Origin of the sequence: Nocardia blacklockiae (assembly GCF_015477355.1) — a bacterium.
In the GTDB taxonomy this organism is placed as follows: domain Bacteria; phylum Actinomycetota; class Actinomycetes; order Mycobacteriales; family Mycobacteriaceae; genus Nocardia; species Nocardia blacklockiae.
Genome location: NZ_JADLRJ010000001.1, coordinates 76106 through 94048, shown reverse-complemented (window position 1 = coordinate 94048; position 17943 = coordinate 76106). Strand labels below are relative to the sequence as shown.

At 72.8% G+C, this 17943-nt stretch carries 4 protein-coding genes; all 4 read right to left on the bottom strand.

Annotation, left to right across the window (positions count from 1 at the left end; translation table 11 throughout):
- Positions 1 to 3: 3 nt before the first annotated feature.
- The 4 genes from IU476_RS00330 to IU476_RS00315 are packed head-to-tail and all read right to left on the bottom strand — an operon-like array spanning position 4 to position 17924.
- On the bottom strand, positions 4 to 1515 hold the full coding sequence (locus IU476_RS00330) for an FAD-binding protein (RefSeq protein WP_195095366.1): 1512 nt from the start codon (positions 1513 to 1515) through the stop codon (positions 4 to 6).
- Entirely contained in the window at positions 1508 to 2719 is a 1212-nt protein-coding gene (locus IU476_RS00325; RefSeq protein WP_195095365.1) for a cytochrome P450, read from the bottom strand. The genes IU476_RS00330 and IU476_RS00325 overlap by 8 nt, the downstream gene beginning before the upstream one ends.
- Complete coding sequence (locus IU476_RS00320) at positions 2720 to 8131, bottom strand: type I polyketide synthase (protein WP_195095364.1); 5412 nt, start codon at positions 8129 to 8131, stop codon at positions 2720 to 2722. It lies immediately after the preceding gene.
- Positions 8118 to 17924: a type I polyketide synthase gene (locus IU476_RS00315; protein WP_195095359.1), complete on the bottom strand. Its 9807-nt coding sequence runs from the start codon at positions 17922 to 17924 to the stop codon at positions 8118 to 8120. Before IU476_RS00315 ends, IU476_RS00320 begins: the two co-directional genes overlap by 14 nt.
- Positions 17925 to 17943: the final 19 nt, after the last annotated feature.

Sequence of the window (17943 nt, the reverse complement as noted above, 5' to 3'; positions counted from 1 at the left end):
GTTTCAGTGGTCGAGACGTTCGATGACAGTGGTGATACAGCGGTCGGCCAGCGCCGTCACCGTCAACGCGGGCGGTACCGCCCCGCACGACCCGGGCAGCAGTGCCGAGTCCACGACGAACAGGTTCGGGCAGCCGAGCAGTTCGCCCGAATCGGTTGTCGCGGAACCCAATACCACTCCCCCGAGGCTGTGCGAGGTGGTCGGCGCCCCGCTGACGGCCAGGCTCGCGCCACCGCGGGCCCGGGCGAACCGGTCCGCGGTGACCCGCACCGCCTCCGCGATCCGGGTGAGGGCGGGGTGCTGCGCGGGCCATTCGACGACGACGCCGGCGTCGTATCGCACCGTACCGAGTGCGGGCGGATCCGACACGGCGAGAACGCCTCCGGCCACCTGGCCGCCGAGTGTCGTGCCCAGCGGGAAGCCGAGCATCGTCACCGGCACGTCGCCGCTCTCGTCCACGATGCCCACGTGCGCGGGACCGCCCTGGCCCGCCGAGCGCGCCGGGAAGCCGCCGAGGGCGACCAGGTGGTCGCCGCCGGTGCCCCACCGGCGGCCGACCTCGGCGGTGAGTCCGGGCAGCCATCCCTCGGCGCGGGCGCGTACGAGCAGTCCGGTGGTGCCGAGGGATCCGGCGGCCAGCACGACCCGGTCGGCGCGGAGCGTGCGCCGCGCGGCCGGTGCGCCGGTCTCGGTGATCTCGGTGTAGTCGACGCGATATCCGTTGTCGTCCAGGCGGATCGAGTCGACCGGGCTCAGCGGCCGCACCTCGGTCAGTCCGGTCGCCTCGGCGGCGGCCAGGACGGTGCGGTCGACGCTGCGTTTGGCTCCGCTGTTCACACCCCACATCGAATGTCCGGCGATCGCGGAAGGCACTGCGGCACCGGCGATCTCCCGTCGCACCGTCGGCCAGTCGACGCCCAGGTCGAGCCGGACCGGGTCGTAACCGGCGCGGGCGGCGAGGTCGGCGAAGTCCCGCGCGTCGGAGTAGGCCGCCGCGTCGAACACGTCCTGCGGGATGGGCGCGGGGCCGAGCAGTCGCCGGGCGCGGGGGTACCAGACCTCGGTCATCTCCCGGTAGTCGAGGATTCCGCCCAGGGCGCGGCGGAAACCGGCCTCGCCGGGCGCGACCAGGACCGTGTTGTTGACCAGCGACCCGCCGCCGACCCCCGCACCGGCGAGCCCGATGATGCCCTGCGCCGGAAAGGCTTCCAGCACACCCGTCGACAGCACGGTCCCGCCGCGCGGATCCGGTAGCCAGGCCGCGCGGCCGTCGGGACGCTCTGGGGTCGCGAAGGTGTCTCCGCCGGGAGTGATGCGCCAGCGGCGGCCGCGCTCGAGGACCACGCTGCGGTGACCGGCCTCGGCGAGCCGGAGCGCGGCCACCGCGCCCGCGTAGCCGGAGCCGATGATCACCGTCTCGGCGGGCTCAGCGGGCTCCGCGGCGGCCCGCCCCGCGCCGAGCGCGAGCGACGTGCCCAGCAGCGCCCCGCCCGCCAGGACCGTGCGCCTACGCACCGCCGTCGGCTGCTTCCCGGTCGACGACCACGGGCAGGTAGGCGTAACCGAACGAGCCCTGCCGGGTGCGCAGTCGCGGCGGGTCCTGCGGGTCGAGCGCGAAGCGGTGCCGGACCGCGAACAGCGAGCGGAAGGCGTGCTCGGCCAGCAGCCGCGACAGCGACGAGCCGGGGCAGAAGTGCGGTCCCGCACCGAAAGCCAGGTGGTCGCGCTTGTTGGGCCGGTCCAGGTCCAGGCGGCCCGCGTCGGGGAAATGGCTCTCGTCGCGGTTGGCCGAGCCGATCACCACGTGGATCAGGCCGCCCTCGGGGATGTCCACCTCGCCGACCCGCAGGTCGCGGGCGGCGCGGCGCAGCAGCCACTGGGTGGGGCTGTAGAGCCGCAGGAACTCCTCGATGAATTCGCGGATGTCCTCGGGTTGCGCGGCGAGCCGGTCGCCGAGCGCGGGATCGTCGAGCACCGCCTTGAAGCCGCCGCCGAGCAGGTTCATGGTGGTCTCGTGGCCGGCCGCGATGAACGACCACGCCATGGTGACCAGTTCGTCACGGGTCATCTCGCCGGTCTCCTCCTGGGCGACCAGTTCGCCGAGGATGTCGCCCTGGTTCGGCGCGCCCATCCGGTCCTGGGCGAGTTCGTCCATGTAGTTGCTGAACTCCAGGACGTCCTCGTAGTAGCCGGGCGCGAGGTCGGGGTCCATGCCGGCGGCCACGGCGAACCCGTCCATCACGCCCTGCGACCAGCGGCGCAGTTCGGCTTTGCGGTCCAGCGGGATGCCCAGCATGCCGCCGACGACGCGCAGCGGCAGCGCGGTGGTGAAGGCCTCCACGAATTCCACGCGGTCGCGGGTGAGGATGTCGGCGATCAGGTCGTCGACGATGTCCTGCACCCAATCCCCCAGTGTGCGAACGAGTCTGGCGCTGAAGGCCTTGTTCGCCATCCGGCGCAGCCGGGTGTGCTCGGGGGCGTCGCGGTTGACCAGCATGGGGACGTTGAGCATGCCCTCGCGGTAGATCTGCGAGGAGTACAGCTCCTTGTTCCGCAGCGCCTCGTTGACCTCGGGGTAGCGGGCGTAGACGTAGAGGTCGCGGCCGTCCCAGGTGGCCTCGGGCAGGTAGTGCACCGGCCGTTCGCGCAGCTTCCGGTATTTCGGCCAGGGGTTGAGGCGGTACTCGGGATCGGCGAGATCGAGGGTGAGGGTGCTCATTTATCCTGCCTTTCGACGCAGGGTGGGGGCTTCGCCGGGTGGTTGGACGAAACCGGAGTCGACGAATCGCCGGAGGTAGACGCCGAGCTGGTCGGCGTTGAGGGGCGGGCAATCGATCCCCGCCGCGGACAACGCGGCTGCGGACCGGTCGCTCTCGGACAGCGGCAGCCGCACGTGGTCGACAGAATCGCTGAGGAACGGCATCAGTCCCAGCAGCGCCATGCTGCTCGAGCCGCGCCGCAGGATCCGCTCGCGCCACTGGTCGAACGGCAGGCGTTGCAGGTCGTAGCCGAAATCGTCGAGGGTGTCGAAGAATTCGGGCCAGGTCATCGGCTGCGGGCTGACCAGGTGGAAGGTCTGTCCGAGCAGCTGTTCGGTGGTGGTGCAGGCGGCGATGGCGCGGGCGACGTAGTCGACGGGCGCGGGCTGGATCGGCATCTCGGCGCGCAGCGGGGCGATCCCGGCCTCGATGCAGCCCTTCACCATCATCGACAGGTGGTCGAGCTTGTTGAAGGCCCCGGTGACGCTGTGCCCGGCGGTGTTGATGCGGTGGATGGTGGTGGGCAGGCCGCGCTCGGCGGCGGTGCGGACCATCCGTTCGGCGATCCATTTGGTCTGGGCGTACCCGACCACGAGCGAGCCGCTGTTGTCCAGGGGCTCGTCCTCGGACACGCTGTCGCGCAGGTACTCCCGGGAGGAGAACACGCCGACGGTGGACAGGAAGTGGAACGGGATCGGGGCGCCCCAGGTGGCCAGGCGCAGCAATTCCCTGGTGCCGCCGATGTTCACGGCCTCCAGCCCGCGGAACGGGTAGGTCCATTTGACCAGCGCCCCGGCGTGCACGATTTGGCCGACACGCTCGCTGAGCCGGTCGTAGTCGGCGGCTTCGAGACCGGCGAACGGCTTCGCGAGGTCGGCGACGACGGGGGTGAGGTTGGTCAGATCCTCCGGGCCGCAAGCCAATCCGTAGGAAGCGAGGTTCTCGGTGATGCGGCGGCGGGCGTGCTCGGTGTCCTCGGCGCGGACCAGGCAGTGCACCCGCTCGTGCCGGTCGAGCAGCTCGCGCAGCACGAACGCGCCCACGAAACCCGTTCCGCCGGTGAGCAGTACCTCCGGCCGCTCGCCGGCGGCGGCCGAGCCCGGGGTGATGTCGGGATCGAGCGCGGCCAGTTCGGTCATCTCCGCGACCGTCTTGCGCCGGATCCGGATGCCCATGGTGGAGCGTTTCGGCGCCTCCTCGCCCCGCTCGGATTCCGCCTGCTCCGAGGCGATCTCGCTGACCAGCCAGTCGCTCAGGCGGCGCGGGGTGGGATGGTCGAACAGCGCCTCGAGCGGCACCGCGACCTCGAGGTCGCGTTCGATCTTCTGCTTGAGCTCGGCCATCATCAGCGAGTCGACCAGTTCGTTGAACATGGCGAGGGTGTCGATGTCGGCGGGCTCGCAGCCGAGCACCGCCGCGAGGATGGCGACGACGTAGCCGAGCACCGTCTCGTGGGTGACCACGCGGTCGGCGGTGCGCAGTGCCGCGAGGTCGGGCGCCGGAACCTTGGCCAGCCGGCCGGAACCCTGCTGCGACAGGCGATCCGCGTGCGCCAGCCGCTCCAGCATGGCCCCGGTGACCGGCGCGAAGGACACGCCGGTGAAGGCGACGGCGAGTTCGTCGGCGGCGTAGATCTCGATGTCGCCGGTCGCGCCGGTGGGTGACGAGGCGGTCAGGGTCACCGTGCAGGTGAGCCGGTCGTCGACGGTGTCGCGGAAGACGCGCATGCGCTCGAATCCGGTGCCCAGCAGCACCGGGCGATCGGCGTCGGTGCCGTGCTCGTGCGCCCAGGCGGCGGCCACGAGCTGTACGCAGGCGTCGAAGACGACCAGTTCGGTGCGCACGCCGGCGGTTTCGCTGCCCGCGTCGGCGGCGGGACGGCCGATCGCGGCCAGTGCGGCGCCCGCGCCGATCTGGGCGTGCTCCACCAGCCGGAAGCTCCGGCCCAGCACGAAACGCGGATGCCAGATCTCGTCGTAGAACTCCGCGCCGTTGACCACGCGCGGCTGTTCGAGGAAGACCTCGGCCGCCGTGTACGGCTCGGCGTCGCGAGTCTCCCTCGGCGCGAAGGTGATGGTGGCGTGCCGGGTCCACGCCGCGGCTTCGGTTGCGCGGCTGAAGATCTCGGCGGTGTAGGCGGCGTCGTCGGTGACCGTGACGAGCACCTGCACTTCGAGTTCCACGTCGTCCGCGGCGACCAGTGGATGGACGATGGACACGCCCTCGGCCAGCAGCGGCCGCTCGGCGGCGGCTTCGGCGGTGCGCAGCGCGAGTTCCACCATGACGACGCCGGGCACCACCCGGATGTCGTGCACCACATGCTCGTCCAGGAACGGGATGCCCGCGGCGGAGACGCGGGTCTGGCTGATCGCGCCGCCCGTCGCCGTCCGCATGACGAGCGGGGTGAGCGCGCCGTCGCCCGGCGGGGTCGCCGCGACCGCGAGCGGCGCGGCGGGCCGGGGGCCGCTCGCCTCGGGGATCCAGTACGGCGTGCGGCGTAACGGGTAGGTCGGCAGCTGCGCTCGCCGGGACGGGCGCGAACCGGTTGCGCGCCAGCGTATTTCGGAGCCGGTGGTCCAGACCCGGGCCACGGCGTCGGCCAGCGCGCGGTCCGGCCGCTCGACCGCCGTGGACGCCACGCACAGGACGTCGCTGACCTCGGGGTGGTGGAGCACCAGCGGCAGCAGCCCGCCGGGGCCCAGTTCGATCACCGTCGCGACGCCGTGTCCGGCCAGCGCCGCCACCGCGGCGTCGAAGCGGACCGGGTTGCGGGTGTGCGTCACCCAGTATTCCGGGTCGGTGAGCCGGTCGGTCTCGGGTGCGCCGGTGCTGTCGGAGACGAAATCCAGTGCGGGCGGCGACAATTCGATGCCGACGAAGGCCTTGCGCAGCTCGTCGAGCATGGGGTCGACCAGGGGCGAATGGAAAGCGTGCGTGACCGGCAGGAGTTTGGCGCGCACCTGCCGGGCGCCCAGGTCGGCGACGACCGCCGCCACCTCATCGGCGGGGCCGGACAGCACCGAGTCGGCGACGCCGTTGCGGACCGCGACCGTCACCGCGCCGGAACGCACCTGCGGCAGCGCTTCCAGCTCGGCGAGCGGGCAGCGCACCGCGGCCATCGCCCCGTCGGCGGCGAGTTCGCTCATGGCGCGGGCGCGGGCATCGATCAGCGCGGCGCCGTCGGCGACGGAGAAGACGCCGGCCAGCGCGGCGGCGGCGTAGGCGCCGACGCTGTGGCCGGTGACGACATCGGGTTCGACGCCCACCGAGCGCCACCACTGCCCCAGCGCCACCGCCAGCGCGTACAGCGCCGGCTGCGCGACCTCGGTCCGCAGCAGTGCCGCCTCGGCCGCCGGGCCGCTCTCCACCAGCACCGAAAGCGGCAGCCGCGCAGGGGTTCCGAGGGCATCGATCACCTCGGTCACCACCGGCTGCACGCCGTAGATCCCGGCCAGACACCCGGCGATGCGGGCCCCGTGCCCGGGCGCGATCATCGCCACGCGCGGCAGTGCGCCGGGTGCCCGGCGACCCCGCAGCCCACTCCCGGACGCCACCTCGCGCAGCCCGGCCACCAGTTCCTCGCGACTGTCGGCGACCACTGCGGCCCGGTGATTCAAGTCGGCCCGCCCCACCCCAGCGGTCCAGGCGATCTCGGCCACCGTCCGCTCGGGCTGCGCCTCGGCATAATCCGCCAGCCTGCGCGCCGCATCCGTCAACGTCTCCGCACTCGCGGCGGAGACCTTGACGACCACCGCGCGCGCTTCGTCGTGGGCGGCCCGATCCGGCACACCCGGCCCGTTCGCCCGGGAACTGTCCGGCGCGCTCGCGAGCACCGGCCGCGTCTCGGCCGAAACGTCCTGCCGCACGCCCGGGAACGTCGCGCGGACTGTACGCGGCTCGTCCGCGGCGTTCCGCTCGGACACGGTCGCCGCCCGCGCGAGCGCAGGCCGCGCGGTGGCGGCGGGTTCCGTTGGGGCGGCGACGATTACGTGGGCGTTGGTGCCGCCGAAGCCGAAGGAGGAGACGCCCGCGATGCGGGGGCCGTCGCCCCAGTCGGTGGGGGTGCGGGGAATCTCGACGGGTAGTTCGTCCCAGGGCACGTGCGGGTTGGGGGCGCGCAGGTTGAGGTGCGGCGGGATGGTGCCGCGGGCGACCACCAGGGCGGCCTTGATGAAGCCCGCGATACCCGCGGCCGCCTCCAGGTGGCCGATGTTGGTCTTCACCGAGCCCAGCCGCAGCGGCCGGTCCGCCGGGCGTTGCGGGCCCAGTTCCGTTGCCAGCGCGCGGACTTCGATGGGGTCACCCAGTGGCGTGCCGGTGCCGTGGGCCTCCACGTAGCCGATCTCCGCCGGCGTCACCCGCGCGGCCGCGAGAGCGCGGCGCACCACCGCGCGCTGCGCCGAGCCGCGCGGCACGGTCAGCCCGGAGGTGCGCCCGTCCTGGTTGACGGCGCTGCCCCGGATGACGCACAGCACGTCGTCGCCCGCGGCGAGAGCCGACGACAGCGTGCGCAGCACCACGACGCCGCAGCCCTCGCCGCGCACGTACCCGTCGGCGTCGGCGTCGAAGGTGCGGCACTGCCCGCTCGGCGACAGCATGCGCCCCTTGGACAGCGCCACCGTCACCTCCGGGGACAGCAGCGTGTTCACCCCGCCCGCCAGCGCCAGCTCGCACTCCCCCGCCCGCAGGCTCTGCGCGGCCAGATGCAGCGCCACCAGCGACGACGAGCACGCCGTGTCGACGACCAGGCTGGGCCCCTCGAGCCCGAGCACATACGACAGCCGGTTCGCCCCGAAGTTCGCGGCATTGCCGGTGGCCACGTAGGCGTCGATGGATTCGACGCCGTGCGCGGCCGCGCCGAGTCGTTCGTAGTCGCCGCCGCCCATGCCGACGAAGACGCCGGTCTGGCTGCCGCGCAGCGAGTCCGGGGCGATCGCGGCGTGTTCCAGTGCCTCCCAGGCGACTTCGAGCACCAGGCGGTGCTGCGGGTCGATGCTGATCGCCTCGCGCGGCGGGATCCCGAAGACCGAGGCGTCGAAACCGCGGACGTCGGAGAGGAATCCGCCGTGCCGGGAGTAGGTGCGACCGGGGACGTCGGGGTCGGCGTCGAAGAACGCGTCGACGTCCCACCGGTCGCGCGGGGTGTCCACGATCCCGGATCGCCCGTGCACCAGCAGATTCCAGTAGTCCTCGACACCGGCCACCCCGCCGGGGAACCGGCAGCCGACGCCGATCACCGCGATCGGCTCGGACAGCGTGTTGCGCGCCCGGGCCGCTTCCTCGCGGGCGGTGCGCACCTCGAGCAGCGCGCGGCGCAGGGTGGCCTCGCGGTCCGGCACTCCGGTCGCCCCGTTGTCGTCAGTGCTGGTCATCGATCCTCCCGGTGTTCAGTTCCTGGTCGAGCAGCTGGAGCAGTTCGATCTCGGTGAGCTCGAGCAGGTCCGTCTCGGTGTCCGGCGGCGGGTTCTCGCCTGTCTCGGTGGATGTTTCGGTGTCGGTCAGGTCGAGCACGTCCAGCAGGTGCGTGCTCAGGTCGGCGACGGTCGGGTGTTCGAAGATCGTCGTGACCGGGATAGATCGGCCCACCAGCGCGTCGAGCCGACCCTTCAGCTCGACGGAGGTGATCGAGTCCAGCCCGGACTCGAAGAAGCCCTGACGCGGATCCAGGCGCGACCGCTCCGGGCGGCCGAGCACCGCCGCCACCTCGCGTTGCACGGCGTCCTGGACGACGCGCTCGCGTCCGGCGGCGGGTAGGGCGCGCAGCCGGGCGAGGAATCGTTCGGCGGCGGCGTGGTCGGTGGGCTCGGTGGTCCGGGCCATGTCGGCGAGCAGCGGGCGGCGGCGCTTGGCCTCCATCACCGGCACGAACCGCCGCCAGTCGACCGGCGCCGCCACCAGTTGCGTGCGTGCGGCGCCGAGGGTGGCGTCGAGCACCGCCAGCGCGGTGTCGGCGGGCAGTTCGGCCATGCCCATCGCGGCGAAGTAGTCACCGTGACCAGCCGCCATCGCGCTGTCCTGCCACCAGCCCCAATCCAATGCCAGCGCTGGGAGGCCGCGGGCGCGGCGGTCCCAGGCGAGCATGTCCAGGAAGTGGTTGGCCGCGCAGTAGTGCCCGGCCAGCGCCGAACCCCAGACCGCGGCGGCCGAGGAGAACAGCACGAAGAAGTCCACCCGGGCCAGCGCCGGCAGCGCGTCGAGCACGAGCCCGCCGCGGACCTTGCCGCGCAGCACCCGGATGAACTGTGCCATCGTCATGTCCGCGACGGCGGCGGCGTCGAGCGCACCGGCGGCGTGGATCACGCCGCGGATCTCCGGCCACGCGGCCGACGGTCCCTCGAACAGTTCGGTCATGCCCGCGTGATCCGCCACGTCGACGTCCGGCGCGTACACGGTCACACCCGATTTGCGCAGTGCGGCAAGGGCTTCCCGCGTCGCCTCGGGTGCTTGTTCGAGGGGCGTGCGGCCGAGCAGGATCAGGTGGCGGGCGCCGCGGCGGGCGAGCCACGCCGCCAGGCGCAGTCCGAGCGAGCCGCGGCCGCCGGTGATCAGGTAGGCCGCGGCGGGGTCGAGATCCGCGGTGGCCGAAGGGATGTCGTCGACCGTGCGCAGTCGCGGCACCAGCCGGTCCGGGCCCCGGAACGCGATCTGGTCCTCGTCGTCGGCGCTCGTGATCCGCGCGACGATCGCCTCCGCCTCCCGGCCGGGCTCGGTCCCCGCCGGATCCAGATCGATGGTCCCGCCCCACAATCCGGGATGCTCGAGCCCGATCACCCGGCCGAGCCCCCACAGCGGTGCTTGCTCCAGCGCCAGCCGCTCCTCTCCGACCGGCACCGCGCCCCGGGTCACGGTGAACACGCGCCCACCCCGCCCCGCACCGATCCAGGACTGCACCACGCCGAGCAGCACCCCGGCCGCGGCATCGATCGCGGCGGCCACCCGATCCGGCTCACGCACCCCCGCAACTCGATCAGCTTGGGGCACAACACCGTCGGCAGTCGCCAGATGCAAGACGTTGATGTCCCCGCCGAGCCCCGCCCCGGCGTTCGTGCCATTGGCTCCACCCGGCGTGGCCCCCACGGCTCCGCCCGCACCGGCATCGCCGTCGGCCGCGCCGACGGCGCCCCGCAGCGCGGCGTCACCGGCTCCGCTCGCATTCGCGCCGACCGCCTCGCCTGGTGCTGCGCCGCCCGGACCGTCGGCCGCTGTGCCGCCCTGGCTTTCGGGGGCGGCGGGCAGTGTGGCGAGGAGTTCTCGCCAGGCCTCGGGGTCGGCGGTGCGGACGAAGGCGGGGGTTACGGTGCGGGCGTTGCCGCCTCGGGCGTGCAGCCGGGTCGTGATCTCCCGCGCGAGGTCGGATTCCTCGGCGACGACGATCCAGTCGCCGGTGTGCGCCGCGGGTGCGGCGTCCGGTTCGCTTGTGCGCCAGTCGATGTCGTAAAGGTCGCCGACCGGCTCCGGGGTGGTCGCGGGGCGTTGCGGGCGGCCGGGGAGCCAGTGTTCCTGCCGCTGCCAGCGATAGGCCGGGAGGGGCACGCGGTGGTAGGTGCCGTCGGGGTGGAGGGCCGGTAGCGAGAGCGCGTAGCCCTCGTCGAGCAGGCCGCCCGCCGCGGCCAGCACGGTGTCGAGCACCGGCCGGTCGCGGACCATGGACGGCAGGTACGGCAGCGGTGTCTCGCCGAGCGTTTGCAGGACCGCCCCGGCGAGGGTGCGGTCGGGCCCGATCTCGACCATGGCGTGTGCACCCGACGCCACCGCGGCGCGCACGGCGGATTCGAAGAGCACCGGGCGCACCACCGCGTCCGCCCAGTAGCCCGGGCCGGTCGGTTCGTCGGCGGCGAGCGCGCCGGTCACGGTGGAGACGAAGCGAATCGACGGCGACCGCAACTCGACGTGTTCGAGGTATTCGGCGACCACCGTGCGCGCGGAGTCGACCTGCGCACTGTGGAAGGCGTACTCCTGCTGCACCAGCTGCGTGCGGGCGCCCTCGGTACGCGCAGAATCCACTACTGCCGCAACGGCTTCCCGGCCGCCCGCGATCACCACGGCCGCAGGGCCGTTGAGCGCGGCGAGGCAGAGCCCGTCGCCGTCGCCGTGCGCCGCGCGATACCGGTCGACCAGCTCTCGCACCCGAGTCTCGGGCAGGCCGATCGCCGCCATCGCGCCCCGGCCCCGCGCGCCCGCCATCGCCGCGCCGCGCCGGACCGCGAGGCGCAGCGCGTCCTCGCGGGTCAGGGTGCCGGCGGCGTAGGCGGCGGCGATCTCGCCGACGCTGTGCCCGACGACCGTGCCCGGCCGGATGCCCCAGCGGGCCCACAGGTCGGTCAGCGCGATCTGCACCGCGCAGATCACCGGCTGCGCGTACCGAGTGTCGTCGAGACGCGAATCGCCCTCGGCCCGTTCCAGTTCCGCGATCAGCGACCAGCCCGCGGTCGCGCGCACCACCCGATCGCACTCGGTGAGCGAGTCCCGCAGCAGCGGTTCGGCCAGCAGCGCGCGTCCCAGCCCGACCCACTGTCCGCCCTGCCCGGAGTACACGAACACCAGGCCCGACCGGGTCCGCGCGGCGGCGCGCCGCACCGGGGTCGTCTCGTCGGCGAGCCGCTCCAGGGCCGCCGCCAGCTCGGCCCGGGACCCGGCGACGAGGCTGTGCCGGTAGGGCTGCAAGGTGCGGTGCCGGGCGAGGGTGGCGGCGATATCGCGGACGGTCACCCGCTCGTCGGTCTCGACCAGTGCGGCCAGCGCCGCGGCGTTGTCGCGCACCGCCTCCGGGCTCGCGCCGGACACGGTCACCAGGCGGGGTCCCTCGGCCGAATCAGGTTCGGCCGCCGCGACTTCGGGCGCTTCCTGGAGGATCACGTGCGCGTTGGTGCCGCTGAAGCCGAACGAGCTGACCCCGCCGAGCCGCCCGGCCCCGTGGTCGGGCCAGTCCAGTGCCGCGGTGGGCACCACGACGGGTGTGTCGGCCCACGGGATCCGCGGGTTCGGCGTCGCGTAGTGCAGGTGCGGCGGGATCGTGCGGTGGTGCAGCGCCAGCGCGACCTTGATCAGCCCGCACACCCCCGCGGCGGCCTCGAGATGGCCGACGTTGGTCTTGGCCGAGCCCACGATCAGCGGGTCGGTGGCCGCGGTGTCCGGCCGCAGAACGCTGACCAGCGAGGACAATTCGATCGGATCGCCGAGCGGCGTCCCGGTGCCGTGCGCCTCGACGTAGCCCATCGACTGCGCCTCGACACCGGCCGCCTGCAACGCCTCGGCGATGACGGCGGCCTGCGCGGTCCCGCTGGGCACGGTGAGACCCGCGCTGCGCCCGTCCTGGTTGACGGCGGAACCGCGGATGAGCGCCCAGATCCGGTCGCCGTCGCGCTCGGCGTCGGACAGCCGCTTGAGCACCAGCACACCGCAGCCCTCGCCGCGGCCGTAGCCGTCGGCGGCGGAATCGAAGGTCTTGCAGCGGCCGTCGGTGGCCAGCGCGCCCATACTCGACAGGCTCAGGATGGTCGCCGGGGACATCATCAGGTTGACCCCGCCCACCAGGGCGATATCCGACACTCCCGAACGCAGGTCGCGCAGCGCGTGGTCGGTGGCCACCAGCGACGACGAGCACGCGGTGTCGACGGCCACGCTGGGACCGCGCAGCCCGAGCAGATACGACACCCGCCCGGCGGCGACGCTGAAGGTGTTGCCGGTCGCGAAGTACGGGTCCAGCGGCGAGGTGCCGCCGGCGGCCAGCAGTTGCAGGTAGTCGGTGGTGTTCATGCCGATGTGCACCGAACCTGCGGTGCCGTCGAGGCCGTCGCGCGGGATCCCGGCGTCGTCGAGGGCCTCCCACACGACCTCGAGCAGCAGCCGCTGCTGCGGGTCCATGGCGCGCGCCTCGCGCGGCGCGATGCCGAACGCCTCGGCGTCGAACTCCGCCACCGGCCCGGCGAGGAAGCCGCCGCGGAACTCGCGCAGCTCGTCGAGGATCAGCGACTCGCGGCCGGGCGGCACCGGGCCGGTGCCGTCGCGGCCGTTGACCAGCAGGTCCCAGTAGCTGCCGAGATCGTCGGCGCCGCCGGGGAAGCGGCAGGCCATGCCGACGATGGCGATCGGCTCGGCGGTCTCGGCGACCCGGCGCGCCGCGGTGATCTGCTCGGCACCGCCGCGGCTGAGGTATTCGGCCAGCCGGGCGATGGTCGGGTGCTCGAACACGACCGTGGGCGGCAGCGGAACCGTATGCGTCTCACGCAGTCTCGTGATCAGCTCGACCGCCATGGCCGAGGTGAGCCCCAGCTCGAACAGTCCGGTGTCGGGGTCGATGCGGTCGGCCGCGGGCAGTTCGAGCAGCCGCGCGATCTCCCGTTGCAGCGCTTCGACCTCTTCCTCCACCGTGCGGGTGGCAGTCGCGAAACCTGTTGCGGCGCTTACCGTGCGAGGTGCCGCGGGCAGAGCGGCCGGGCGGCGCGAGCCGGGTTGCGCGCGGGGCGGCTCGTCGGTGATCCAGTACGGGGTGTGCTGGAACGGATAGGTCGGCAGCTCCGGTACCCGGTGCGGCCTAGGTTGCGTTGCGGCCCAATTGATGTCGCTGCCGCGCTGCCACAGGCGGGTGAGCGCCTCGGCGAGGGTGCGAGCGGGTCGCGCGGTGGTCACCGAGGCGACGCACAGGGTCTCCGCGGCCCCGGGGTGGTTCATCACCAAGGGCAGCAGCGCGCCCGGACCCAGTTCCAGCACCACGCCGACGCCGCGTTCCAGCAGGGCGGTGACCGTGTCGCCGAAGCGGACCGGGCGGCGGGTGTGCGCCACCCAGTAGTCCGGGTCGGCGAGTTCGCCGGTGACCTGGGCACCCGTGGTGTCGGAGAGGAAATCGGTTGCCGGGACGGACAATTCGACCTGTTCGAACACGGCGCGCAGCGTGTCGAGCACGGGGTCGACGGCGGGCGAGTGGAAGGCCTGGGTCACCGGCAGCCGCTTGGCCTTGACGCCGCGCTCGGTCATGGCGGCGATCAGCGCGTCCACCGGTGCCGCGGGCCCGGCGACCACGGTGTCGGAGGCGCTGTTCAGCACCGCGACGGTGACCTCGCCGGAGCGCAGCTGCGGCAGCGCTTCCAGTTCCGCTGCGCCGCAACCGATCGCGGCCATGGCGGCGTCGGTGTCGAGGCGGCTCATGGCCTGCGCGCGGACCCGGATGAGTTCGGCGCCGTCCGCGACGGAGAACACCCCGGCCAGGGCGGCGGCCGCGTACGCGCCGACGCTGTGCCCGGCGATCACCGCGGGCTCCACGCCCACCGAGCGCCACCACGCGCCCAGCGCCACCGCCAGCGCGTACAGCGCGGGTTGCGCCACCTCGGTGCGCGAGAGTTCCGCCTCCGCCGCCGGACTGCCGTCCACCAGCACCGACAGCGGCAGCCGCGCGGCGGAGCCGAGGCCGTCGATCACCTCGGTGACGACCGGCACGGTGCCGTAGATCCCGGCCAGCGCACCAGCGATGCGCGCCCCGTGGCCGGGCGCCAGGAAGGCGACGCGCGGTGCGGCACCGGCCCGGCGCTGTCGGATCCCGTTGCCGTCCGCCAGTTCTCGCAGTCCGGAGAGCAACTCGCCGCGCGACTCCGCGACCACACTCGCCCGGTAGGGCTGATCGGCCCGGCCGACATTCGCGGCCCAGGCGATCTGCTCCGGCCGCAGCCGCGGATCCGCCGCGACGAACTCCGACAGCCGACCGGCCGCGGCGGCCGCTCCCGCCGGATCCGCCCCCGACACCTTCACCACGACCGGCGCGGAACCGTCGCCGGACGGCTCGCCCACCTGGGCGGGGGCGGGCGGGGCGCCGAGGATGACGTGCGCGTTGGTGCCGCCGAAGCCGAAGGAGGAGACGCCCGCGACGCGCGAGTCCTCGCTCCACGCCGTGACCGCCCGAGGGATCTCGAAAGGCACCCGGTCCCAGGCGATGTGCGGGGTGAGTTCGCGAATGTTCAAGTGCGGCGGGATCATCGCCCGCGACACCATCAGGACCGCCTTGATGAAGCCCGCGATACCGGCGGCCGCCTCCAGGTGACCGATGTTGGTCTTGACCGAACCGAGCCGCACCGGTGTGCCGGCGCGCCCGGCCCCGAGCACCGCCGCCAGCGCGCGCACCTCGATCGGGTCGCCCAGCGGGGTGCCGGTGCCGTGCGCCTCCACGTAACCGACCTGCTCCGGCCGCATTCCGGCCGCGGCCAGGGCTTGGCGGACCACGGCCTGCTGCGCCGCCGCGCTCGGCGCGGTCAGCCCGGAGCTGCGGCCGTCCTGGTTGACCGCCGAGCCGTGCACCACGCCGAGGATGCGGTCGCCCGCGGCCACCGCGTCCGAAAGCCGCCGCAGCACAACGACTCCGCAGCCCTCGCCGCGCACGTACCCGTCGGCGTCGGCGTCGAAGGTGCGGCACTGTCCCGTCGCCGAGAGCATTCGCCCCTTCGACAGCGCGACCGTAACCTCAGGGGACAGCAGCAGATTCACGCCGCCCACCAGCGCCAGCGATGATTCCCCGCTGCGCAGGCTCTGCGCGGCCAGGTGGAGCGCGACCAGCGAGGACGAGCACGCGGTATCCACCACCAGGCTCGGCCCCTCCAGTCCGAGCGCGTAGGACAACCGGTTGGCGCCGAAGTTGCCCGCGTTGCCGGTGGCGACGTAGGCGTCGATGGCGGCGGTGCCGTGCGCGGCCGCCGCCAGTCGCTCGTAGTCGCCGCCGGACATCCCCACGAACACGCCGGTGGCCGAGCCGCGCAGCGAATCCGGCGCGATGCCGGCGTGTTCCAGCGCCTCCCAGGCCACCTCGAGCATCAACCGGTGCTGGGGGTCCATGCTGATCGCCTCGCGCGCCGAGATGCCGAAGACGGCGGCGTCGAAGCCGCGCACGTCGGACAGGAAGCCGCCGTGCCGCGAATAGGTCCGGCCGGGGGCGTCCGGGTCGGCGTCGTAGAACTCGTCGGCGCTCCAGCGGTCGGCCGGCACGGTCTCGATGCCGGAACGGCCCGCTACCAACAGATCCCAGAATTCGTCGGGCCCGGTGACCGCGCCGGGCAGCCGGCAGCCGATGCCGACGACGGCGATCGGCTCGTCGAAGACGGCGGCGGGACGGTCGGCGGCCACGACGATATCCGCGCCGTCCTCCGCCAGGGCCGCGGCCGCGGCGGCGATGCTGGGGTACTCCCACGCCAGCGTGGGCGGGATCTCGACGCCCAGCCGCTCCGACAGTTCCGCCGCGATGCGCACGGCCTGAATGGAACTCAGGCCGTAGCTCGCGAACTGTTCCTGCCGGTCGATGTCGGCGGGCGGCAGACCGGAGTGCAGGCAGATCAGCTCGACCAGCAGGTCCTCCACCTCCTGGCGGCCGAGTCCGCTCGGCGTGGGAATCTGCTGCGTTGCAACAGGTTCGGCGGCGGGCACCGACTCGACGGCGGGTACCGGTTCGGCGGCCGCGGCCCGGCCGCCGTACTCGCCGTCGAGGTATCGCATCCGGCATTCACCGCGCTGCAACTTGCCGCTGGAGGTGACCGGAATGGCGCGGGCCGGCACCAGCAGCACGTCGTAGGCCGACAGCTGGAACTCCTCGGACACCGCCCGCCGGATCGCCTTGACGATCTCGGCATCGGAATGGCTCTTGCTCGCCCGGCGCGGTTTCTGTTGCACCACAACCAATTCGTCGGCGCCGTCCACCTCGATCGAGAAGGCCACACAGCGGGTGCCGGCCAGGCCCGGATGACTGTGCACCGACGTCGCCTCGACATCCTGCGGGTACACATTGCGGCCGCGGAAATTCATGGCCTCCTTGCTGCGTCCGACGATGAACAGTTCACCGTCGACCAGACAGCCGAGATCGCCCGGATTCAGATAGGGTCCCGCGCCGGTGTCGGTGTAGCAGTCGAAGGTTTCCGCGGTGGCCGTCTCGTTCTCGAAATACCCGGCGGCGACGCTGATTCCGCGAATCCAGACCTCGCCGACGCGACCGTCGGGCAACACCGAGTGCGTGGCGGGGTCGACGATCACCACCTCGGTGTCCTCCGCCACCCGGCCCGACCCGACCAGCCGCAGCCGCCTGCCCTCGCCTTCCGCGTCGAGACAGCCCTGTTCCAGGCGGTCGCCGGACACCTCCGCGATCACCGGATCGGGTGTGGTGCGGGCGCCGGAAACGAGCAGCGTGGCCTCGGCGAGGCCGTAGCACGGATAGAACGACGAACGCCGGAATCCGCACTCCCGGAACGTCTCGGCAAACCGGTCGAGCACCTCCGCGCGCACCGGCTCGGAGCCGTTCAGCGCGTATTTCCACGACGACAGATCAATGTCGGCGAGCCGTTCCGGATCCGCCCGGTCGACGCACATCTGATACGCGAAATTCGGGCCCGCGCTAGAGGTGGCCCGTTCCCGGGAGATCACCTCGAGCCAATACAGCGGATCACGGATGAAGGTCATCGGCGAGATGACCACCACCGGAATTCCGGAATAGATCGGCGACACCAATCCGCCGAGCAATCCCATATCGTGGTAGGGCGGCAGCCAGCCGGCGCCGACCGTTTCCTCGGTCACCTCGAACGCACCGGCGGCCAGTCGCGCATTGTTCAGCAGGTTCGCATGACTGACGACGACGCCTTTCGGCGCGGAGGTCGACCCGGAAGTGTATTGCAGCAGCGCGGTCGTATCGCCGTCGATGGCCGGCGGCCGCCACGATTCCGGCGAATTGTCGAATGCGGATCTGCTCGCCTCCAGCCAGGTCACGCCCGACAGCGTGGGAATTTCGTTTCCGCGGATGCTCGCCATATCGAACCGATCGGCGCCCTCGGCGGTGAGCACGGCGCTCGCCCGCGCGGATCGGGCGATCGTCTCCACCCGTGACAGATGCCGATTGGACGCCGGCGGATAGGCGGGCACGGGAATCAGGCCGGCATAGAGACAGCCGTAGAAGTACATCGTGTACTCCAGGCCGGGCGGGCACAGCAGCAGCACCCGCGCACCGGGCGCGCACTCCGCCGCGAGCGTCACCGCGACGGCGCGGGCGATCGTGTCGACGTCCTGGTAGGTGAGGTCTTCCGCGTCGAATCTGGCCGCGGCGGTGGGCCGCACGAAGCGCATGGCCAGCCGGTCGGGAGTGCGGTCGGCCCGGTGGCGAATGGTGTCCACCAGCGTGGCCGTGGTCGGTGCATCATCGTTCGACAACGAACGCCCCTATCACGCT

Bases quoted from the DNA above. Each gene is read 5' to 3' on its own strand.
- IU476_RS00320 (WP_195095364.1), bottom strand. From the start codon at position 8,131: ATGACCAGCACTGACGACAACGGGGCGACCGGAGTGCCGGACCGCGAG.
- IU476_RS00325 (WP_195095365.1), bottom strand. From the start codon at position 2,719: ATGAGCACCCTCACCCTCGATCTCGCCGATCCCGAGTACCGCCTCAAC.